General features: G+C 60.5%; 19 protein-coding genes. 7 read left to right on the forward strand and 12 right to left on the reverse strand.

Features of this window, described 5'->3' with window-relative positions; translation table 11 throughout:
• The first annotated feature begins 797 nt into the window (after nt 1-797).
• The gene (locus JL39_RS32165; protein WP_200883959.1) at nt 798-935 is read left to right on the forward strand and encodes a hypothetical protein; all 138 of its coding nucleotides are present in this window, start codon (nt 798-800) and stop codon (nt 933-935) included.
• 221 nt (nt 936-1,156) lie between these two features.
• Here the strand turns inward: JL39_RS32165 and JL39_RS14900 are convergent, their stop codons facing one another.
• Complete coding sequence (locus JL39_RS14900; protein ID WP_037151957.1) at nt 1,157-1,507, reverse strand: ethanolamine utilization protein; 351 nt, start codon at nt 1,505-1,507, stop codon at nt 1,157-1,159.
• A gap of 132 nt (nt 1,508-1,639) precedes the next feature.
• Nucleotides 1,640-2,476 (reverse strand): alpha/beta hydrolase, encoded by an 837-nt coding sequence (locus JL39_RS14905; protein ID WP_037152476.1) that lies wholly within the window; start codon nt 2,474-2,476, stop codon nt 1,640-1,642.
• 888 nt (nt 2,477-3,364) lie between these two features.
• On the opposite strand from JL39_RS14905, the gene JL39_RS14910 reads away from it, so the two are divergent.
• A complete protein-coding gene (locus JL39_RS14910; RefSeq protein WP_037151960.1) occupies nt 3,365-5,128 on the forward strand; it encodes a monovalent cation:proton antiporter-2 (CPA2) family protein in 1,764 nt (587 codons plus the stop codon).
• A gap of 176 nt (nt 5,129-5,304) precedes the next feature.
• Entirely contained in the window at nt 5,305-6,261 is a 957-nt protein-coding gene (locus JL39_RS14915) for a zinc-binding alcohol dehydrogenase family protein (protein WP_037151962.1), read from the forward strand.
• Between the two features lie 58 nt (nt 6,262-6,319).
• Here JL39_RS14915 and JL39_RS14920 read toward each other — a convergent pair whose 3' ends face one another.
• Nucleotides 6,320-7,204, reverse strand: coding sequence for a LysR family transcriptional regulator (locus JL39_RS14920; RefSeq protein ID WP_037151965.1), 885 nt, complete (start codon nt 7,202-7,204; stop codon nt 6,320-6,322).
• 153 nt (nt 7,205-7,357) lie between these two features.
• On the opposite strand from JL39_RS14920, the gene JL39_RS14925 reads away from it, so the two are divergent.
• The 4 genes from JL39_RS14925 (at nt 7,358) to JL39_RS14940 (ending at nt 11,216) form a co-directional block, all read left to right on the forward strand.
• Complete coding sequence (locus JL39_RS14925; protein ID WP_037151967.1) at nt 7,358-8,017, forward strand: hydrolase; 660 nt, start codon at nt 7,358-7,360, stop codon at nt 8,015-8,017.
• A gap of 180 nt (nt 8,018-8,197) precedes the next feature.
• Nucleotides 8,198-9,229 (forward strand): LLM class flavin-dependent oxidoreductase, encoded by a 1,032-nt coding sequence (locus JL39_RS14930; RefSeq protein WP_037151970.1) that lies wholly within the window; start codon nt 8,198-8,200, stop codon nt 9,227-9,229.
• Nucleotides 9,230-9,233: 4 nt separating this feature from the next.
• Complete coding sequence (locus JL39_RS14935) at nt 9,234-10,109, forward strand: LysR family transcriptional regulator (RefSeq protein WP_037151973.1); 876 nt, start codon at nt 9,234-9,236, stop codon at nt 10,107-10,109.
• A gap of 171 nt (nt 10,110-10,280) precedes the next feature.
• Nucleotides 10,281-11,216 carry a pirin family protein gene (locus JL39_RS14940; protein ID WP_037151976.1) on the forward strand — a complete coding sequence of 312 codons (936 nt, stop codon included), beginning with the start codon at nt 10,281-10,283 and terminating at the stop codon, nt 11,214-11,216.
• A 77-nt stretch (nt 11,217-11,293) separates the two neighbouring features.
• On the opposite strand, the gene JL39_RS14945 is transcribed toward JL39_RS14940, so the two are convergent.
• The 9 genes from JL39_RS14945 to JL39_RS14985 form a co-directional block, all read right to left on the reverse strand.
• Nucleotides 11,294-11,974 (reverse strand): glutathione S-transferase N-terminal domain-containing protein, encoded by a 681-nt coding sequence (locus tag JL39_RS14945; RefSeq protein ID WP_052182878.1) that lies wholly within the window; start codon nt 11,972-11,974, stop codon nt 11,294-11,296.
• A 78-nt stretch (nt 11,975-12,052) separates the two neighbouring features.
• Nucleotides 12,053-14,158 (reverse strand): molybdopterin cofactor-binding domain-containing protein, encoded by a 2,106-nt coding sequence (locus tag JL39_RS14950; protein ID WP_037151979.1) that lies wholly within the window; start codon nt 14,156-14,158, stop codon nt 12,053-12,055.
• Nucleotides 14,158-14,637, reverse strand: coding sequence for a (2Fe-2S)-binding protein (locus JL39_RS14955; RefSeq protein ID WP_037152482.1), 480 nt, complete (start codon nt 14,635-14,637; stop codon nt 14,158-14,160). The genes JL39_RS14950 and JL39_RS14955 overlap by 1 nt, the downstream gene beginning before the upstream one ends.
• Before the next feature lie 106 nt (nt 14,638-14,743).
• Nucleotides 14,744-15,718 (reverse strand): tripartite tricarboxylate transporter substrate binding protein, encoded by a 975-nt coding sequence (locus JL39_RS14960; RefSeq protein WP_052182879.1) that lies wholly within the window; start codon nt 15,716-15,718, stop codon nt 14,744-14,746.
• A 137-nt stretch (nt 15,719-15,855) separates the two neighbouring features.
• Entirely contained in the window at nt 15,856-16,479 is a 624-nt protein-coding gene (locus tag JL39_RS14965; RefSeq protein WP_037151982.1) for a nuclear transport factor 2 family protein, read from the reverse strand.
• A gap of 87 nt (nt 16,480-16,566) precedes the next feature.
• On the reverse strand, nt 16,567-18,072 hold the full coding sequence (locus JL39_RS14970; protein ID WP_037151986.1) for a tripartite tricarboxylate transporter permease: 1,506 nt from the start codon (nt 18,070-18,072) through the stop codon (nt 16,567-16,569).
• An 18-nt stretch (nt 18,073-18,090) separates the two neighbouring features.
• The gene (locus tag JL39_RS14975) at nt 18,091-18,573 is read right to left on the reverse strand and encodes a tripartite tricarboxylate transporter TctB family protein (RefSeq protein WP_081952852.1); all 483 of its coding nucleotides are present in this window, start codon (nt 18,571-18,573) and stop codon (nt 18,091-18,093) included.
• Nucleotides 18,574-18,797: 224 nt separating this feature from the next.
• On the reverse strand, nt 18,798-19,559 hold the full coding sequence (locus JL39_RS14980) for an SDR family oxidoreductase (protein ID WP_037151989.1): 762 nt from the start codon (nt 19,557-19,559) through the stop codon (nt 18,798-18,800).
• Nucleotides 19,560-19,733: 174 nt separating this feature from the next.
• On the reverse strand, nt 19,734-20,507 hold the full coding sequence (locus tag JL39_RS14985) for an aldolase/citrate lyase family protein (protein WP_037151992.1): 774 nt from the start codon (nt 20,505-20,507) through the stop codon (nt 19,734-19,736).
• Nucleotides 20,508-20,525 lie beyond the last annotated feature (18 nt).

Raw genomic sequence — 20,525 nt, forward strand, 5'->3', positions numbered from 1 at the left:
TCAGGCTCATAACCTGAAGGCCGCAGGTTCAAATCCTGCCCCCGCAACCAGTTCCTGCATAAATCTATAACCGCCTCTGTCTGACCAGGGGCGGTTTTGTCGTTTCCGGGATTGTTCTCACCAAGACAGCCACGACTGACGTTCCTAGCACAACTGCCAATGCCTGGATCGTCCCCGCTGGCCCGACTGCCCTACGCTATCGTTGAAGCGCGAAGCAGCGGCCCGCCAATCAAGTGATTGGCAGAGGCAATTGCATCGCTTGCCAAGTGCACCGAGATGTAAAACGTTCGCTTTACATCTCGTCATCATTGCTGAATGAGGCTCGTTATGCACGGATATGTGGCAACGGGAATGGACCGACCGACAGAGGCTTCGGACATGTCAAGCCGGGCACTCTACAAGCACGCCCGCAGCAAGGCGCAGCTCATGGTCGCCGCGCTGAACGAACGGCCCCTCGGTTCATGCGGCGCATCAATGTACAAAGCGTGGATTTTCTCTTCTCCGCGCCGGAAGACTGGATCCGCGTCGAAGGCGCTCGGGGATGCCTGTTTCTTCGCGCCCGGCCCGAGACCGGCGGCGAGACGCCGGGATCAACAAGGCCGTGAAGGCACATAAAACCGAGTTCAGCAGGCGGGTGCGCGAATCCTTGCGGCAGATATTGGTCGCGACAGTCCAGTCTTGGTTGAGCAGGTGATGATCCTTTTCGAAGGCGCAACCCACGCGGCGGTTTACATGAGTTCCCAAGCGGTTTCGGCCGCACGGACCGCGGCAGCACTTCTTGTTCAGGCGGCGCGGTCATGACTCCGACTGTCCGCATCGGCGCTACGGGCTTTGGCCTGATTGCCGTGTGTTATGGGTTCGCCCGTTTTGCGTTCGGCCTGTTTCTGCCGCAGATCGATGGCGAGTTCGACCTCGGCTCGACACTGAGCGGGTGATTTCCGGCGGCTCCTTCGCCGGCTATTGCGCCCGCAATCATCGCTTCGGCCGTAGTGACGGAAAAGGTCGGTGCGCGGGCTGTCGCTACCGGTGCAGCCATCGTGGCCGCCTTAGATTGTTCGGCATCAGAGAGTTTGGCAGGACGACATCCACAGTCCGATTGGTTTGAAAGCTGTCACCCGACGCGGTCTGCCCTCTTCCAAGCGTAACCGGTCGCCGATCACGCCTCTGGCTGCTGCCAATGAGGATAGGTCACATAGGCGGTGACGGCACCATCCTCGTGGGAGCGGATCATCACCCTGTCGCCTTTCTGCATGGCGATGATCTCTCCGGGACCTGCCGTCACCGATTTGTGGCCGTCGGAGACGGTGATCTTTCCTTCAAGGATCACCATTGTGTCGTGCACGGCCATAGTCTCTTCCAGGGTCTGGGCCGGCCCATAGCGCCCGAAACCGATGGTGACCGGCCCACCGTGACGCTGGTCGAGGAGGTTGCCGGTGAAGATGTCGCCATCCTGCCCTGGCGAGCGTTCGAGCGCTGCGTCGGCAATGGTGAACCTGTGAACGGTCATGGACTAGCTCCTTCGAAATTGGCTGCGGGAATTGAATGCGGCATGCCCCTCCGGACCCGGCGCCGCGGGGCCGGGGGGCGATGGCTCGACTGAACTGCGGGACAGAGCATGGCGCCCTGTCCCGCACGCGCGTTAGTTGGCGATGAACGACAAAATGTCCCAGTTCAGCACATCTGCATTGACCGTCAACATGCCGTGAGAATAACCGGGGTAGGTCTTCAGGGTTCCATTCGGCAGCAGTTTGACCGCCTTGGAGGCCGAGGCGGCGATCGGAACGATCTGGTCGTCCTCGCCGTGCAATACCAGCGTCGGTACGGAGATTGCCTTGAGGTCCTCGGTCTGGTCGGTTTCCGAGAAAGCCTTGATGCCATCGTAGTGGGCCTTGGCGCTACCCATCATGCCTTGCCGCCACCAGTTCTGGATGACGCCTTCATGGACCGTCGCACCGTCCCGGTTGAAACCGTAGAAGGGGCCCGCCGGAACGTCGCGGAAGAACTGGGCACGGTTGCTGGCCAGCGCCGACCGGAAGCTGTCGAAGACCTCCATCGGCGTGCCTTCGGGGTTGCTGTCGGTTTTCAGCATCAGCGGCGGAATCGCGGCGACGAGGATAGCCTTGGCCACCCGGCCGGCCGGTGCGCCATGCCGTGCCACATAGCGTGCGACCTCCCCACCACCGGTGGAATGGCCGATATGAACCGCGTTCCGCAGATCCAGCGCTTTTGCGACGGCAAAGGCGTCGGCTGCATAATGATTAATGTCGTGCCCCTCGGCAACCTGCTCCGATCGTCCGTGGCCGCGCCGGTCATGCGCGACGACGCGATAGCCCTTCGACAGGAAGAAAAGCATCTGCGCGTCCCAATCGTCGGAACTGAGCGGCCAACCATGGTGGAATACAATGGGCTGTGCATCCTTGGGACCCCAGTCCTTGTAGAAAATCTGAACGTTGTCGTCGGTCGTGACAAAGCCCATGGTGAGTTCTCCTTCTGACAGTTTGAGGATAACAGGTTCGTCGGCACGCGCGATGCCCGGCAGGAATGTGAAGCTTGCGACAAGTGCTGCGGCCGAGCTCAGGGCATCGCGGCGGCTGAGCGGCAGGTCTGGGGTAGAGATTGGAGGCATGGAGACGTTCCGTCGTTTAATCCAAAGGCGAAGGTTGCGATCACGCGCGGCGGCCTCGGCGACGGGCTCATATACGGATGTGCGGTTAGAAGGGTCGTGGGTGTGTCCATGGCTGACCTTGCAGTGTCTAGGTCTGCCGGCAGACATGCTCCCAAGTGTTGTCGGAAGACTTGATGGCATCTCGACAAGCGATGCGATAGTCCGCCATGACGGGAAGCTGTGTCGCCAAACGCGGAACACCGGACGGATTTGGCCTCACGCCTCCGAATCGGCAGATCATGCAGTCGGATCGCCGACATCGCTGTCTGGCCGTTCAGATCACCTGCCGCGACTGCGCACGTCCAGCGATCCTCTCGCGACTCCTGCCGCCCGGCAGATCACCGGGACGATCCTCACTGTGGACGGCGGAGCGCTTTCGTGAAAGCGCAATGCAATTGGTGGTCGCTCGATGATGGTCGGGCGAAGGTTGGCCGGTGCCCCAATCCTTGTGGAAAAGCCGGGTGCCGTAAATTAGGTCATCTCAACTCTTATCGTTGTACTCGCGACTTTGCGGAGTTGTATTGCTGAAGCCACGGGTTGTGTGTTCCGCTTTTTGCGACATAGTTTTGCGAATGTGGAGGCTATTCAGCCTCAAACTGCAACTATACCAAACGCGGTGAAGACACTGAATGGCGGGGCGTGGTCTATCTTTGGCCGGCGCCCGGCTGCTCAAGCATGTGAGATCGGAAGGGCGAATGCATGGCTGAAGCGAGCTTGGGGCAGACGATCGGGCCGGCGATCGTCCTGATGGGGGCGGCGGTTGTCGCGGTGCCCTTGTTTCGGCGGCTCGGCCTTGGGTCGGTTCTGGGCTATTTTGCTGCCGGCGTGCTTGTTGGTCCGTCGGTGATCGGATTGTTCACTGATGCCCTGTCCATTTTGCATTTCTCGGAACTCGGGGTGGTGATGTTCCTGTTCGTCATCGGACTGGAGTTGCGCCCATACAAGCTGTGGGCCATGCGTGGCCAGATCTTCGGACTGGGCCTCATGCAGGTGGCGGTGACAACCGCAGCCCTGACGCTGACGGGCATGCTGGTCTTTGGCCTTTCCGGCCCAGTGGCTTTCATTGCCGGGGCAGGTTTCGTCCTTTCCTCGACGGCCGTCATCATGTCGGTCCTCCAGGATCGCGGCGAGATTTCCGGCGCCGAGGGCCAGAAATCGGTCTCCATCCTCCTCTTCGAAGACCTGATGATCGTGCCGCTCCTGGCGGTGGTCGCCTTCTTGTCGCCTCTGTCCCAGGGACAGTCGGGATGGATGGACGTTTTGCTGGCGCTTGGCGCGTTGCTCGTTCTTTTGGGTGTATCAAGATGGGGCCTGAACCCGTTCTTCGCCCTGCTGGCGCGGGCGCGAACGCGCGAAGTGATGACGGCGGGGGCGCTGCTGGTCGTGCTTGGAGCAGCATTGCTGATGGCCGGCGCTGGGCTTTCCATGGCAATGGGCGCATTCCTTGCCGGGGTGATGCTGTCGAGCTCCAGCTACCGGCATCAGATCGAAAGCGACATCGAGCCGTTTCGCGGCCTGCTTATGGGCCTGTTCTTTATGGCCGTCGGCATGTCGCTCGACCTTTCCGTGGTTGCCGCGGAACGGTGGTTTCTGTTGTCCATGCTGTGCGCCTTCACCGTCGCAAAGGGCGTCGTGGTCTATGCGGTTGCACGTTCATTTGGCAGTTCCAGTCATCAGGCATTGCACCGCACCTCCATGTTCCTGCAGGGCGGCGAGTTCGCCTTCGTGCTCTACGCTGCCGCGACCACAGGCGTCGTGATTGATGCGCGCGAAAATGCACTGTTTACCACCGTCGTGATCTTCTCCATGGCCCTGACGCCGCTTCTCATGATTGCGGCAGACAGGCTGCTGCGAAGCGAGGCATCGATGGAGGGCGTTGAGGTGGCCCGGGATCTCAATGGACGTGTGCTCATTATCGGTTTCGGCCGCTTCGGACAGATCGCTTCGCAACTGCTGCTTTCCAAAGGTGTCAGTCTCTCGGTGATTGACATGAATCCCGACCGTATCCGCGAGGCGGGACGATTTGGGTTCAAGGTCTTTTTCGGTGACGGCACCCGGCTTGATACTCTGCGCCACTCCGGGGCTGGTTCCGCCGAGGCACTGATGATCTGCATCGACGACCCCAAAGCCGCAATACAGATCGCTGAACTGGCGCAGCATGAATTTCCGCAGGCAAAGATTCTGGTGCGCAGCTATGATCGCGGACATGCCGTGGATCTGATCCGCGCCGGCGTGGACTATCAGATCCGAGAGACGGTCGAATCCGCCTATCTGATGGGAGCGGAAGGCCTGCGAGCGTTGGGTTATGCCGAGCTTGATGTGGAGGAAGCTGCCGAAGATGTCCGTCAACGGGACAATGAGCGACTGTCCGAGCAGGTGCAAGGAGACGCCATGTCTGGACGGGATCGCCTGCACATTCGGCCCGTCCCCGAGCCGCTAAGCGGAGTCGCAGCGTCGAAATAGACAGCCTGATGCTGCGTCGCACCGGCCTGGCCTGGCAGGTGGCGACGCGGCCGCAGGCATTCCCTTTCCCTGCAACCCACGCGCGTAGACATACCTCGTGCTTGATGACGCGCGATGGATGGACGGTCCCGACGCATCAGGCGGGGCACGCTTCACTCTTCGCAAAGGAAATGCACATGAAAGCCGCGGTCTATAACAACCCTGGCCCTCCAGCGGTCCTGAGATATGTCGATGTGCCCGCTCCCGTCTGTGGGCCAGATGATGTCCTGATTGCTGTCGAGGCGATTTCGATCGAGGGTGGCGACCTTATCAACCGGCGATCGACACCACAGCAGTCCGACTGGGTCGTCGGCTATGCTGCGGCCGGAACCGTGGTGGCGATCGGTGAAAATGTTCGCGATCGGTCAGTCGGAGAAAGGGTGGCTGCCTTCGATATGCTGGGATCGCATGCGGAACTCTGGTCGGTGCCTGCCACGCGTACATGGCTGGTTCCGGATGGTCTGGAGATGGGCCAAGCCGCCGCGCTGCCCATTTCGTTCGGAACCGCATATCATTGTCTGATCACTCGAGGCGGCCTGCGTGAAGGTGAGACGATCCTGATCCAGGCTGCCGCCGGCGGTGTCGGTCTGGCCGCTATCCTACTGGCGCACGGGCTGGGTGCTACCGTGATCGCCGTAGCGAGCGGTGGCGAGCGACAGGCACGCCTGACTGCGCTGGGTGCGTCACATGTCCTCGACCGCCTGGAAAATGACGTGGTCAAAGAGGTTCTTCGGTTGACGGGCGGCGACGGGGTCGACCTCGTCATCGATCCAGTTGGCTCGACCTTGCAGGCCTCGCTATCCGCACTTGCTCCCGAGGGCCGCCTCGTGTTCGTCGGGAATGCCGGCGGCGGGGAGCTCAATGTCGAACTTTGGCAGCCGATGCAGAATAATCAGACGCTTCACGGCGTCTTCATGGGGGCGCTGTTCGAGAGGCCAGCCGTGCATGGCACGGTTGACGAACTTCTCAGGGCAACGGCGGAAAAGCGCCTGGAAGTCGTGATCGACCGGGTGTTTCCGCTGCGCGATGCATCGAAGGCACATGAGTATGCAGAGACAGCTAAACCGTTGGGTCGCGTCGTGATGATACCGTGACCTTTGGCATATCGGCACTCGGTCTCATGTCTTCCGAAGACGGAGTAGAGCTGTAGCGCTATCTTGTCGACTCCGGGCCGTGGTTGAAACACTCGATCAGCATCTCAGTCAGCACCCGGACTTTTCTTGCAGGACGCTGCCCCGGCGGTCTGACTACATATATGCCGGCCGGGGGCGGTGGATGGCGTTTCATGACCAGAACCAATTCGCCTGAGGCGAGATAATCTTTTATGAGATCGTCAGGGAGCGCGGCGATACCCAAACCGGCTACTGCAGCGACAGCGAGAGCAACCCCGTTGTCGGCCTTGAAGCGTCCCTGCGGGCGAACGGTTATAATCTTGTCCCCATCCATCACCTGCCAGGTTTCCGTGCCTTGCATAAGAGCCTGATGGGCGACAAGCTCGTCCGGTGTCTCCGGCGCACCATGGATTTTGATGTAATCAGGGCTTGCGACGAAACTCCCATAGAGGGGACCGACGCGTCTTGCGATCAGGCTGGAGTCCTGAAGATTGCCAACGCGGATCGCGCAATCGTAGCCTTCTGCGATCAGATCCACGAAACGATCACTGTAACAGGTCTGGATCTGGAGATGAGGATGGCGGCGTGCCATTTGCGCAATCACCGCTGCGAAATGCGTAGGGCCAAAGGATAGCGGTGCGGCAAGCCGCAAGCGGCCGCGGAGCTCACCGGCCGGCAGGATGGTTTCCCTTGCCACATCGATTTCGGCTGAAATCCTCGCTGCGTAGTCGCGGAAGGTTGCGCCCGCCTCTGTCAGAGAAGCCCCGCGTGTGGATCGGGCCAGAAGTTGGACACCAAGCTCTGCTTCAAGCCGTACAAGCCGTCGGCTGACCATCGACTTGGAGATGCCAAGGCGTAGCGCGGCCGATGTGACGCCTCCCGCATCGGCAACTTCGACGAATGTCCGGAGATCTTCGATATCCATTCAGCGTTCCTCATTCTGCGACACAGCTTAGCACAGACAAGGACTACCGCATCACAAACAGGAATGACAAGTTTCGTCCCGCGGCAGCGCCTCGGAGGGCGCATGTCTTTTGAGCAAACGCGCTTCAATAAACCGCCAACATAGGATGAAACCATGACCTTTCGTAACGGCCTTGACTCACTTCTCCGCCCCGAAGATTCCGTCCTCGTCCTGATCGATCATCAGCCTTACCAACTGGCGAACCTGAACAGCCATGATCCTCATATGGTGGTCAACAACACGACCGCGCTGGCGAAGCTGGCAAAAGCCTTCAATATTCCGACCATTCTGACCAGCGTGATCGCGGCGCGCGGTGGACTTCTCTTTAAGCAGATCACCGAAGTGTTCCCTGGCCAGGAAGTCATCGATCGCACCTGGGTGAACACCTGGCAGGACGAGAATGTGGTGAACGTCGTCAAGGCGACCGGCCGCAAGCAGTTGATCATCGCCGGCCTGTGGACCGAGGTCTGCGTCGCAATGCCTGTCATCCAGGCCGCCGGCGAAGGCTGGGACGTGACCGTGATCACCGACGCGTCGGGCGGGATTTCGAAGGAGTCTCACGAAGTTGCCATCCAGCGAATGATTGCGGCCGGCGCGAACGTGATGACCGTGATGGCGCTTGCTGGCGAATGGCAACGCGATTGGGCGCGCACAGAGCATGTCGAGGAGCTGACCGAGATTCTCATCCAGCACTTCGGCGGCAGCGGTATCGCATATCTTTGGGAGCAGCAGCTTCTCAACACGCCGGTGCCGACCACCCAAAGCGGGCACTAAAACCTAACGAGATGACGGGGTTCTCGATGAACGTGTCGCAAGAGTCCGGACGGTGCGTTGAACCTCGTTGTCTCTTTTTCATGACGGGTCGAAGTATCTGAAGCACCGGCTTGATTGTGCGCATGATGAATTTCCAGCGTCAGTCGCCGGCGTAGACTGATAAACAACCAGGGACCAAAAATGGAAATCGGAATCGACAGTTTTGCAGCCATCCTCCCGGATCCGGCCACAGGCAAGCTTCCTTCGGCGACCGAGCGTATGGCCGAACTCATCGAGGAGGTCGTCGTCGCGGACCGCGTCGGGCTCGATATCTTTGGCATAGGTGAGCATCATCGCGGCGAGTTTCTTGATTCTGCCCCAACTGTCATTCTGGCCGCGGCAGCCGCCCGGACCAGCCGGATCAGATTGACGAGCGCGGTGACCGTTCTGAGCGCCGCCGACCCGGTGCGGGTTTTTCAGGAGTTCGCAACTCTCGATCTGATTTCCAAAGGCCGTGCGGAAGTCGTTGTCGGCCGAGGTTCGTTCGTGGAAGCCTATCCGCTATTCGGTCTGGATACGCGGGATTATGACGACCTTTTTGCGGAGAAGCTTGACCTGTTTCTCAAACTTGGCGAGGCGACCAATATTACATGGGAAGGTCGCTTCCGTCCGGCCCTCAGAGGGCAAGGTGTTTTTCCGCGTCCCCATCAAGCACAGCTACCAGTATGGATCGGAGTCGGCGGCACGCCGCAATCCTTCGCGCGCGCCGGAGCGCTTGGCCTGCCGCTGATGATCGCAATCATCGGAGGGAGTTTCGAGCGCTTCCGTCCGCTCGTCGATCTCTATCGTGAGGCCGGCATGCGCGCGGGGCACAGTCCGGAGAAGCTCAAGGTCGGCGTCCACGCGATGGGATTCGTGGGCGAGACCAGCGCGGCAGCGAAGGATGCCTTCTTTCCGGGATGGGCGCAACTGACGACGAAGATCGGTCGCGAACGCGGCTGGTCGCCGCCGACGCGCCAGCAGTTCGAAGCTATGGCAGGTGCGGAGGGCGCATTCCTGGTCGGTGACCCGAAGACCGTCGCAGCCAAGATGCTGCAGGTCAGCGAAGCGCTTGGCGGCGTTTCGCGCATCACCTTCCAGATGAGCACGGCCTCTCTCGATACGGCAGCGATGAAGAGATCGATCGAACTTCTTGGCACTGAGGTCGCGCCGATCATCCGGGAAGCGCGGTAGCCGAATGGATATCGAAGATCTGCGGACCTTCGTCGAGGTCGCCGATGCCGGGGGCGTTTCTCCCGCAGCACGTCGACTGGGGATATCCAAGTCGATGGTCAGTCGGCGTCTCATCCGGCTCGAGGGGGCGCTCGGCATCCAGCTTCTTGCGCGAACGACCCGTGGCGCCGGTCTCACGGAAGCCGGGACGACGTTTCGGGAACATGCAGCAAGGGTCTGTGCGGAGATCGACATTGCGCGAGAAACGATACTGCCTGCCGGCGACCTTCGCGGGCGCCTGCGGGTGGCCCTTCCGCTCACATCAGGCCCGGTGCATTTTGCGCCCGTGCTTGCGGAGATGGCGCGCCACCACCCGCAGCTTCAGATCCACGCCGAATACAGTGATCGGTTCGTCGATCTGATCGCGGACGGCTTCGATTGCGCGATCCGGGTCGGCGCCCTCCGCGACTCGAACCTGATTGCAAGACGCGTTGGTCAGATCTACGGCAAGCTGGTGGTGAGCCCGGACTATATCAGAATACATGGTTCGCCTGAAACACCGGACGAAATCGTCGCCCACCAAGCGTTGGTTGGTGCCGAAACGTGGCGGTTCATGGATGGTGAGAAGATCATCACTGTACAACCGCAAGGCCGTTTCAGGTCCGACAACGGTGCGGCGCTCGCCAGTGCAGCCGCAGCAGGGCTTGGTATTGCGTGGCTCCCCGATTGTGTCACCCATGACTATCTTGTCTCCGGCGCGCTCGTTCCAATCATGACCCGCTATCCGCTGCCGGTGGGTGGGGTCTACGTCGTGCGGCCGCCCAGCCCGCACCCGTCGCGAAAGGTGCGTATCCTCTCCGAGTTCCTGGTCGAATCGTTCGAAAAAAATCTTCATTTGTGAGGCGCAGGGAGTCGATGCTTTCGACTGCACGTTCCGCTTTTTGCGACACAGCTCTCCGCGCCGTGCAGCTAGTCGTAATCGCGCTCACCTGTTAGTCACCTGGACCATGCAAAGGCTCCTGCGCTCTACGCGGGTGGGGGATCGCCAGGCGAAGAGGAGAGGTGAACGCGTATGAGTTGGAACCCTGCAATCGAACCAGGCTGTCCTGACGAGGTCGGCATCGATGCCATCGAAACGCTCATCGTTCCGCGCTCCCGCGACCTTGGCGGCTTTGAGGTTCGGCGCGCTTTGCCGGCGTCAAAACGGCAAATGGTTGGACCATTCATCTTCTTCGATCAGGCGGGACCGGCCGAGCTCCTGAGCGGGCAAGGCGTCGATGTCAGGCCGCACCCGCATATTGGTCTGGGGACCGTTACGTACCTTTTTCGCGGTGATTTTCATCACCGCGACAGCACCGGCGCGGACCAGATCATCCGCCCCGGCGAGTTGAACTGGATGATTGCCGGGCGCGGTGTGACCCATTCGGAGCGGACCACGGCGGCGGCGCGAAGCGGCCCGAACAGCTTGTTCGGGATTCAGACCTGGGTGGCCTTGCCCGAAAGCCACGAGGATATGGCGCCCGTATTCGAACATCATGGCAAGGAGGCGCTGCAGACAATCGAGGACAATGGGGTCTCGGTTCGGCTTATCCTTGGAAACGCGTATGGCAAGCGTGCGCCTGCCACGATGCTGTCCGAGACATTTTATGCCGACGTAACGCTTGAAGCGGGAAGCCGATTGCCAATGCCGGACGACCATGAAGACCGGGGCATCTACATCGTCGAAGGCACGATCTCGATAGCCGGTCAGGAGTACGAAGCGCCTCAGATGATGGTCTTCCGTCCAGGCGACAAGATTACGGTCGCGGCTGGCGAGAGAGGCGCGCGGCTGATGATCCTGGGCGGTGCGACACTCGCCGGACCCCGATATATCTGGTGGAACTTCGTTGCCTCGTCGCAGGAGCGTATCGAAGCCGCAAAGGCCGAGTGGCGCGCCGAAAACTGGGGCAAGGGCCGCTTCGATCTTCCGGTCGACGACCGGAATGAGCACATCCCGCTTCCAGAGTGATGAGGGCGGCCTTTCATCGGATGACAAATTGCAGAAGATTGCCCCCGTTATCGAGTGCATGAGACGAGAAGGCGCGTTTATTTAAAGTGAGGATTGTTCTCCCGCTCCAGCACAGATCTTACGGCTGGTCGCTCGAGCATCTGGTTCATGTGTCTCGTGAAATCCTTCAGCGTGTCCATCGGCAACCCGTTGGTCCTGCCCCAGCCGTAGAAGACAAGTGCGTAGGGATCCGCCACGGTGTACCGGTTCCCCATGATCCACGTGTTGCCGGCAATAAGGCTGTCGATTTCCTGCATGCTCTCCCAATAGGATGATACCGCCTTGGCGCGAATGTCCTCATACGCCTCTTCACGATCGGCGAAGCGGTAAGGCCGGAACTTCGCGCGCTGGAAGATATGAGGGGTGTTCGAGAACCAGGCCATCTGTGCGATGCACTGCATTTGCTCGACGATATTGGTCGGAAACATGCCGGTTTCCGGATTGGTCAAGCCTATATATGTCAAGATGGCAGTGTTTTCCGTGATCACCCGGCCGTCCTGCGCGACAAGCGCCGGCACTTTGCCGCGAGGGTTGACGGCAAGGTATTCCGGCGTGAGGTGCTGGTTCTTCGACAGAAGCGTTTCCACGGGTCTGAATGGCTTGCCCGTTTCCTCCAACGCGATGTGTGGGGCCAGCGAACAGGCGCCTGGACTATGGAACAGGATCAACTCGCCCGTCAGTTCCGAAGTCTTACCCGAAACCGCAAGTCCATCAGTCATCTTGAACTCCCCCTGTTATCCGCTCGAGGAAGCATTCTGGGATGCCCCAAGAGCCATCTACCGTGCCGCTCGCGCGCTTCATGCCATCAGGGCAGTCATGATCCGGTCTCGCGTCATCGGCATATCATGGATGCGGGTGCCAAGCGCATGGGCAACCGCATTGCCAATCGCGGCGGCAGTCGGTCCGCCGGCGCATTCGCCGACGCCGAGCGGCGGGTGCTCTCCGGCCTCGACAAGCTCAACGCTGATTTCAGGCATGTCCGAAAACCGGATGACCGGATAGCTTTCCCAGTCAAGGCTTGCGATACCCTGCGGGCCGAAGCGGACTTCTTCCATCAATGCCCAGCTGATGGCCTGGACAATGTTGCCCTCGATCTGGTTGACGAGTCCGTCGGGATTGATGACGAGGCCTGCATCCACGGCGCACCAGACGTTGGTGACGCGCACTGCTTCGTCAACCTGGACCGAGGCGACGACGGCAGCGTAGGCCGAAGAATTCTTGTAGCGGGCCAACCCAAGGCCCAGCCCGCTTCCGGCGCCGCCGGCGTCACGTGACGACCAGTCCGCCATAGCTGCGGCTTTTTCCAGAACACGGCGGGCGCGCGGGTCGGAAAGAATGGCCAGTCGATAGGAGAGGGGGTCCTCGCCTGTGCGTACTGCCAGATCATCAAGAAGGCCCTCGATGGCGAAAACGTTCAAAGTCGCCCCCAGGCCTCGCAGCGACGAGGTCCGCACCGGCACGTCATGGATCAGATGCAGGTCTATCCGTTTGGCATCCATGTCGTAGAGCGGAATGCTGTTGCGGGTGGCGCCGCCGCCACGTTCCAGGGGGATATCGAAAGGCCTGCGTTCCGGCGGCGGCTCCTTCAACGCATCGGCTGCGAGCAGATAGGCTCCCCCCACGCCGGGGCGCTGGCCATGGGTGGCACTCCAGATTTCTGTCGTCCAGTCGACGGGACGGCCCGCCGGGTCGAGCGCCGCATGTACGGTAACCGCCATGGCGGAGGAGAGCGGTTCGTAGCCAAACTCCTCTTCGCGCCGCCACATGAGGCGGATCGGCTGGCCGGGAAGCGCAAGGGCCACGAGAGCGGCATCCAGCGCTGCGTCATCCGCGCCGTTATGCCCATAGCAGCCGGCGCCCTGCATATGGTGGCACGCGACCTTGTCGAGAGACAGGCCGACGGTCTTTGCGATGTTTTCCCGCAACGGATGCATGCCCTGGGCATGCGACCAGACAGTCAGTATGTCATCGCGGTAAAGTGCAATTGCGCAGGAGGGGGCGATGGAGCCGTGAGACAGGAAGGGGCGAGTGAAGCGCGCGGAGACGCGGTCTGGCGCCGGCTCGGGGAGCGGATCTCCAATAAGCTGGTCAATTGAAGGCTGCGATGCGACCCAGTCGGGCATCGCCTGTTCGGGGTTTAAGGCTCGGGTATTTTCCCAGACGGCATACTCTGCCGCGGCCATGGCCGCAGTGCGGACGGCCGTTTCGTCGACACCGACAAAGGCCACGAAGTTGTCGATGCGCACAATCTGGACATCGGCTCCGGCCCTGCGCCGGATGGCATCCTCATCCAGGCCGATCAGGGTCGCTCCGCGGCCGGGCTGGCGCAAGGTGCGGGCGTGCAGCATTCCGGGTAGCGCCATATCCTGGATGAAGCCGGACCCGGTCAGCTTGGCCCGCAAGTCGATCCGCGGCACCGAGGTACCGACAAGGCGGTAAGTGCTCCTGGGTTTCGGCGGAACCGCGCCCGTGGCTTCGGCGGAGAGGTCGATCTCGCCGGCGATGCTCCAGTAATCGATGTCGCTCGGTGCGCCATTCCTCAGGAAAGCGCCTTCAACGATTGTCAGCTCGTCGGGGGCTGCATTGAGGCGCAGGGCGGCGCGTGCCAGAGCGAGCGCGCGAACTTCGGCCGCGACGACGCGAATTGCCGCACCGGAATGTTCGATCGACCAGCTCGACGCGGTATAGCCTTCGGCTGGGCCTTCTATACTGTTGCCCGACATCATCCGTATCTGGCCGATGTCGAGGTCCAGTTCCTCGGCTGCGATCTGGGCAAGCGCCGTCAGGACGCCCTGGCCCAGTTCGACCTTGCCGGTGCCTATCCGCACGGTACGGTCATCCTGGAAACGAAGCCAGCGGTCGAGCCGTGGGTTGTCCTTGAGACTGAAGGTGAGCCCGGTCATCAATCCACCCGAGGGTGCATCTTTGCCGCAGCCTTGAGCACGGCACGCAGGATGCGGGGATGCGATCCGCAGCGGCAGAGATTTGCATCCAGCGCGGCGGCGACCTCGGATCGGGTCGGCTGGGAGTTTTGGTCGAGAAAGGCCTTTGCCGCGATGAGCATGCCCGACAGGCAATAGCCGCATTGTCCCGCCTGTTCGTCGAGGAAGGCCTGCTGAAGCGGATGCAACGCCGCCGCCGAGCCCAGACCTTCGACCGTCGTGACGGCGCGGCCGGCGAGTGTGCCGACTTCGCGACTGCAGGAATAGGTGGCCATGCCATCGATCAGCACCATGCACGCGCCGCATTGCTCCAAGCCGCAGCCATAGCGGCTTCCTTTCAGCCCCAGATGGTTGCGCAGCACGTCGAGCAACGGCGTTGTCAGCGGCACGTCGATGTCATGATCTTGGCCATTGACGGTCAGGGTTAGAGCTTTGCTCATGTGATGCAGTCTTTCTATATCGTATGCAGAAAAAGGCGGCCGGACCCCGAGCCGGACATCCGGCTTCCCCGTTCCGGCCGCCTTCTGCCGCTCAATCAAGTCGCAATCAGCTCGGTTGAACAAGTCCCGCCTCGACCAGCGGTCTGATCGACTCGATTTCGCGCTCGATCGAACCACGCATCTCCTCGGGTGAATTGACAACGGGAGTGAGGCCGAGCGATGTCAGCTTTTCCTTTGCCGCGGGTGTATCGCTCCATTCCTTGATGGCCTGGTGAATGGCGGTCACGATCTCCGGGGACATGCCCTTCGGACCGACGGCGCCGAACCAGAGGGCCTGATTGTAGCCGTCAAGGCCCTGTTCCGCGACGGTCTGCACCTCAGGTATCTCGCCGATGCGTTTTGCCGACGTCACGGCAACCCCATGGATTTTCCCACCCTTGATGTGCGGAAGGTAATTCGACGGAGCATCGATCGCGAAGTCGATATGTCCTCCCAGCAGATCGGCCAGCAGCGGCGGCGACCCCTTATAGGGGATGTGGTTGATTTCCACACCGGTCTGGAGACTGATGATCGCAGCACAGATATGGCCCTTGGTCCCCGCGCCTGGATTTCCGATATTGACCTTTCCAGGGTTGGCTTTCGCATAGGAGATCAGTTCCTGAAGCGACTTCGCGGGCGCATTGGAGCTCGCGGTGAGCAGCGCAGGGCTTTCCGCGACGACGGTAATCGGGGTGAAGTCAACCTGCGGATCGTAGGCAAGGTTCGCCTGCACCACCTTGTTGGCGGCAATCGGCGCGCTGCCGCTGACGAGGATTGTGTAGCCGTCCGGCGCCGAGCGCGCGAGTTTGCCGCCTGCGAGGGCGCCAGCCGCGCCGGCCACGTTCGCGATGACGAACTGCTGACCGAACTTTGCCGTCAGGAGATCGGCCACAAGACGGGCGACGATGTCGCTTGTGCCACCCGGAGGGTAGGCCGAGATTACCATGACCGATTTGCTCGGCCATTTATCAGCCAGCGCGATTTTGCTGGAAGCCAGCACGGCGGCTGTTCCCCCGAGCACGATAAATTCACGTCTGTTCATCCTCACTCCTCCTCCCGCTCGTTTTTGATCGAGCTTCATTCTGACAAGACTTAGCCTGTCCGGTCTCTCCAAAGAACTGCTGACTATGGTCATTCCGCCTCTTGAAACGGTAGCACCTTCATATGCACGAACGGCTGTCAGTCCTCCCCTGCGAGCCATAGTTCTTCCCGCGCGTGAAATGCGGCGAGCTGATCCGGCCGATCGTCACCCAGCAAGTCGGGGTTAACCTTCACCCCTCGCGTGTGCTGGATATATGCCAGGAACTTGTAAGACGGCCGCATCGTCGACAGGAGCACCCAGTCAACAGGAAGCGCTTCGGATGGATTGACGGGCTTCATAACGTCTCTCTCGAACAGAACCTCGAAGCTGAATAGCTTCCAGGTTCCGGATTCCCGCACGGCGCGTGAGAAGAATCGGCAGAAGACGTGAAAATCAACCTCGACGCTGCTCATCGTCGCACGGTTGAAGATCATCGCCGGGCTTTCCACTGTTGCCCGATCACCGGCCACTTGGGCGAACGCGGGAAACACCCAGTGCTTGCTGTTGCCCGTCGTGCTCATCCATTGGCGGGTGGCGTCCACATACGCCTCACCTCCGCGTCCGTCATACCAGCTCGTGCGGACATAGGCGTCGCGATGGAAGCACGCGCTCATGACGTCAAAGCGGCGTTGATCGCGTGCAAAGCGCTCACGGCGCACGAGATCGAAGAGTTCTTCGCGATCAAGAAGGGCCTGAAGGCGACTGTTGCTGTCCTGCTGCATGGGTTGCTCCTGGGGCTGGGTTCGTGCGTCGGTCAATGGCTGGGCTCCGCCGATGAGAAAAGGTGCCGGAGAACTGAAGACCGTCCGTCAGTCGGCTTCCTGCAACCCTTCCTCACGCACTTTTCGGAAGCGTGGGGACACGATCGACAGGAGCAGGAGGGCAGCGACGGTCAGCGTCCCGAGACTCACGGGGCTTGTGAAGAAGACGCTTGCGTCCCCATGGGAGATCAAAAGTGCCCGACGCAGGTACTCTTCGGCCATCGGGCCTAGGATCATGGCCAGGATCAGAGGCGCGGGTTCCGCTCCTGTTTTTTTGAAGAAGTATCCCAGCACGCCGAACAAGGCCATCATGTATACGTCGAAGACGCTGTTGTTGATGCTGTAGACGCCGATTGCGATGAAGACGCAGATCGTCGGAAACAGGAAATGGTAGGGTACCGAGATCAGCTTTGCCCACAAGCCGACCAGTGGAAGGTTCAGGAACAGCAGCATCAGGTTGCCGAACCACATGGACACGACAAGGCCCCAGAACAGTGCCGGCTGTTGAGAGAGGATATCGGGACCCGGCTGGACGCCCTGAACGACCAGTGCTCCGATCATCAGGGCCATGGTCGCGGTTCCGGGAAGCCCGAGCGTCAGCATCGGAATGAAACAGGTCTGCGCCGCGGCGTTGTTCGCCGCCTCGGGTGCCGCGACACCTTCGATCGCGCCTCTACCGAATTCCTCCGGGCGATGCGAGATCTTCTTCTCCAGCGCATAGGCCGAGAAGGATGCAAGCAAGACGCCGGCGCCCGGCAACACGCCCAGCAGCACCCCGATGCCGGTGCCGCGCAAGATCGGCATGGACATCCGGCGCCAGTCCTCCCGGGTCGGGAACAAGCTGGTGACGTGCGTCACGCTGGCTATCCGTTTGTGTTCATTCTCCAGGTTTGCGAGAACGTCGCCGAGGCCGAATATGCCCGTGGCGACGATGACGAAATCCAGCCCGTCGAGCAGATAAGGCGTGCCAAATGTATAGCGCGCGGCACCTGAATTGACGTCGGTTCCTACCAGGCCGAGAATGACACCGAACAGCGCCATGCCGAAAGCCGTCAGCAACGATCCGCTGGCCAGCACCATAGAGGTGATGAGGCCGAGCACGATAAGCGAGAAATACTCCGCAGGACCGAAGGTAAGGGCAAGGCTTGCCAGCAGAGGTGCCGAAATCACGATAAAAAGTGTGCCCACGGTGCCGGCGAAGAAACTGCCGATCGCGGCGGCTGCCAATGCGCGCCCGGCCTTGCCCTGCTTGGCCATTTCATGGCCGTCAAGTGTCGTGACAACGGACGAGGCCTCCCCAGGGAGGTTCATCAGAATGGCCGTCGTGGAGCCTCCGTATTGCGAGCCATAGAAGATGCCCGCGAGCATGATCAGCGCCGTATCCACCGGCAGTCCGAACGTAAAGGGCAGGAGCATCGAAATAGTGGCGATCGGCCCCAGGCCGGGCAGAACGCCGACTGCGGTGCCGAGAAGTACGCCGAAAAAACAATAGGCGAAGTTCGATAGCGTGGTTGCAGTCGAAAGGCCCAGAAGAAGTCCGTTGAATATATCCATGTCAAACCCGTGAACCGACTAGAAACCAAGACCCTGCAGCCAGTTCCCGATGATTGGTATGGGGAGGCCGAGCAGTTCGACGAAGACAACGGAGCAGAGTCCCGCAAAGACGAGAGAACCTGCGAAGGCTTTCCAATCGAGCCGGAATTTGACGCTCGCCGCAGCGCTCAAGATCACCAGCAGGAGGACGGCAAGCGGCAGCCCGAGTTTCTCCATCATCAGGCCGAAAATCAGGATCGCGACCGGCACGAGAACGAGCGGCCTCCACCGGATCGTCGGTATCGACCCGGATCCGGCCAACCGCGCGCGAAAGAGAACGAGAAGGCCTGTAAACAAGAGCAAGCTCGAGACGATGATTGGAAAATAGCCGGGTCCCATCCGACTGGAGGTGCCGAAGGGATAGCTGCACGCGATCCATGCCGACACGGCACCGATGACTGAAAAAAAGAGTCCAAGCAAAACGTCTTGGCTTAGCTTCATCTGAGGTCCTCCCGACACCATAAGAAGAAGTGATCATTCTATCACAACTCGGCGTCAGAAGATTCGCTCGGCAAGCGGCCGAATGCTCGTAAGAAACGTCGCAAGTTGTCCATGTCACTATCAATTCAGGACTGCTGTATGCTGGCAACCTGATAAATGAGTATGTTTCGTCAGACGAAGAGCGAGGCGCGAAGCTGCGGCTGGAGCTTGATCCGAACGACGTGAGAGATTGCGTCCTTCAATTGCTAGAGGCGACGGCCCTCGTCCACCGGAACGACAATCCCGGTCGAGCTGGTGAGGTTGACGATACAGGCGATCACCGCCCGTGCGACGTCGTCGGGGGTCGTGACTTTTCCGAGAGGAAGTCTTTCTGCGGTTTTCTGAAGTTGGTCACGGGTACGATGCGGAACGAAATCCGTATCGACTCCGGCGGGTGAAACGGAGAAGACGCGGATTTTCGGTGCCAGCACCTTGGCAAGCGCGATGGTAAGCGCATCCAGCCCGCCTTTTGCCGCGACATAGGCAAGGCTGCTTCCGACACCTGTCCGCGCGGCAATGGAGGAAATGTTGACGATGACTGCACTGTCTCTGCGTTCAAGCAGCGGCCGGAAAGCGCGAACCATGGCAAAGGGGCCTCTTAAATTTATCGCGACGGCACGGTCGAAAATTTCATCGGTCAGAGCATCGAGATCATTGGCGGCGACGGGTGTTGTCGCACCGCCGCAATTGATCAAGGCGTCAAGACCGTCGAACCGTTCACGGACCACGGCGGCGGCGGCGGCGACGGAGGTTGCGTCATCGATGGCGATACGTATGGCGAAATGCCCGCTGCCTTGAAGCGCGCCCACGACCTCATCCGCCATCTCGCGGCGGCTGTTATAGCCGACCACGATGGTTGTACCCATGCTGGCGAGGCGCGCGGCAATCGCCCGTCCGATCCCGCTGTTTCCACCGGTGACGAGGGCCACTTTCGGGATCGTCAACTCCGGAATTTCGATGGCAGTCATGTTTCTCCCCGACAGACTTCCCGCATTTCCGCGGCAACCGAAGCCTTCAACAGTTTGATGTGATTATATGGTTCCACGCCAGCGGTTTCTTTTGCACACGATCATGTCAGCAAATCTCACGGATCGCCGCCGGCAAGTCCCGCCGGTTCAGTGCGTAAGCGACCGCTGACTTTCTCAATCGGAATAATCCGCGAGCGTTGCGCTTGCCGCCGAGCGGATGAAGCCGTGGTCGCTGGACAGAAGGATAGCCGAGGCGCCGAGTTCCCTTGCGAAGGCAAGATCGGCCTTGCTGGTAGGCAGCATCAGCAGCGGGACGTTGGCCTTTTGGGCCGCAGCGGCAACCTTCCTGCTGATTTCGGCGACCTTGGCCTGTGCCTGCGGGTCGTCGCCAAAGGATGCGGTCAGGTCGCCCCGGCCGATGAACAGGGCGTCGATACCATCCACCGCGGCAATCTCCTCGGCGCGATCGACCGCTTCGACATCCTCGATCATGGCGATGCAGGCAATCTGGCGGTCCTGCTGAGCCATATGGCGGATGCCGCCAACGCTGCCCCACATGCCAGCCCGAGTCAGTCCCGCAAAACCGCGATTGCCGCCCGCATAACGGCAACTGCGGGCTATTGCCTGTGCTTTTTCCACGGTGGTCACGTGGGGAACCATGATGCCCATCGCGCCGCAGTCGAGCGCGGACAGAATGTTCGCATCCGTGAATTCGCCGACACGGACCAGAGGTGCGATGTTGGAGGCCCTGGCGGCAAAAATCATAAGGTCCGTGATGTTGCGATCGAGCGGCGCATGCTCCTGATCGATGACGACAAAATCGTATCCGATCGTTCCGAGAATCTCGATGACCTGCGTCGTCGGGAGCTTGAGGAATGTGCCGAACATTCGCTGGCGCGTCAGTAATCGTTCGCGGAATGTCGTGAAGTCGGGACGCTGTTCTGTCATATGGCTGCCTTTCGTTAG

Source organism: Rhizobium sp. YS-1r (genome assembly GCF_000757525.1).
GTDB classification, from domain to species: Bacteria; Pseudomonadota; Alphaproteobacteria; order Rhizobiales; family Rhizobiaceae; genus Neorhizobium; species Neorhizobium petrolearium.

What these genes read in the sequence shown, in the direction of transcription:
- JL39_RS32165 (WP_200883959.1), top strand. Translation starts at nt 798, where the DNA reads ATGACTCCGACTGTCCGCATCGGCGCTACGGGCTTTGGCCTGATTGCC.
- JL39_RS14900 (WP_037151957.1), bottom strand. Translation starts at nt 1,507, where the DNA reads ATGACCGTTCACAGGTTCACCATTGCCGACGCAGCGCTCGAACGCTCG.
- JL39_RS14905 (WP_037152476.1), bottom strand. Translation starts at nt 2,476, where the DNA reads ATGGGCTTTGTCACGACCGACGACAACGTTCAGATTTTCTACAAGGAC.
- JL39_RS14910 (WP_037151960.1), top strand. Translation starts at nt 3,365, where the DNA reads ATGGCTGAAGCGAGCTTGGGGCAGACGATCGGGCCGGCGATCGTCCTG.
- JL39_RS14915 (WP_037151962.1), top strand. Translation starts at nt 5,305, where the DNA reads ATGAAAGCCGCGGTCTATAACAACCCTGGCCCTCCAGCGGTCCTGAGA.
- JL39_RS14920 (WP_037151965.1), bottom strand. Translation starts at nt 7,204, where the DNA reads ATGGATATCGAAGATCTCCGGACATTCGTCGAAGTTGCCGATGCGGGA.
- JL39_RS14925 (WP_037151967.1), top strand. Translation starts at nt 7,358, where the DNA reads ATGACCTTTCGTAACGGCCTTGACTCACTTCTCCGCCCCGAAGATTCC.
- JL39_RS14930 (WP_037151970.1), top strand. Translation starts at nt 8,198, where the DNA reads ATGGAAATCGGAATCGACAGTTTTGCAGCCATCCTCCCGGATCCGGCC.
- JL39_RS14935 (WP_037151973.1), top strand. Translation starts at nt 9,234, where the DNA reads ATGGATATCGAAGATCTGCGGACCTTCGTCGAGGTCGCCGATGCCGGG.
- JL39_RS14940 (WP_037151976.1), top strand. Translation starts at nt 10,281, where the DNA reads ATGAGTTGGAACCCTGCAATCGAACCAGGCTGTCCTGACGAGGTCGGC.
- JL39_RS14945 (WP_052182878.1), bottom strand. Translation starts at nt 11,974, where the DNA reads ATGACTGATGGACTTGCGGTTTCGGGTAAGACTTCGGAACTGACGGGC.
- JL39_RS14950 (WP_037151979.1), bottom strand. Translation starts at nt 14,158, where the DNA reads ATGACCGGGCTCACCTTCAGTCTCAAGGACAACCCACGGCTCGACCGC.
- JL39_RS14955 (WP_037152482.1), bottom strand. Translation starts at nt 14,637, where the DNA reads ATGAGCAAAGCTCTAACCCTGACCGTCAATGGCCAAGATCATGACATC.
- JL39_RS14960 (WP_052182879.1), bottom strand. Translation starts at nt 15,718, where the DNA reads ATGAACAGACGTGAATTTATCGTGCTCGGGGGAACAGCCGCCGTGCTG.
- JL39_RS14965 (WP_037151982.1), bottom strand. Translation starts at nt 16,479, where the DNA reads ATGCAGCAGGACAGCAACAGTCGCCTTCAGGCCCTTCTTGATCGCGAA.
- JL39_RS14970 (WP_037151986.1), bottom strand. Translation starts at nt 18,072, where the DNA reads ATGGATATATTCAACGGACTTCTTCTGGGCCTTTCGACTGCAACCACG.
- JL39_RS14975 (WP_081952852.1), bottom strand. Translation starts at nt 18,573, where the DNA reads ATGGTGTCGGGAGGACCTCAGATGAAGCTAAGCCAAGACGTTTTGCTT.
- JL39_RS14980 (WP_037151989.1), bottom strand. Translation starts at nt 19,559, where the DNA reads ATGACTGCCATCGAAATTCCGGAGTTGACGATCCCGAAAGTGGCCCTC.
- JL39_RS14985 (WP_037151992.1), bottom strand. Translation starts at nt 20,507, where the DNA reads ATGACAGAACAGCGTCCCGACTTCACGACATTCCGCGAACGATTACTG.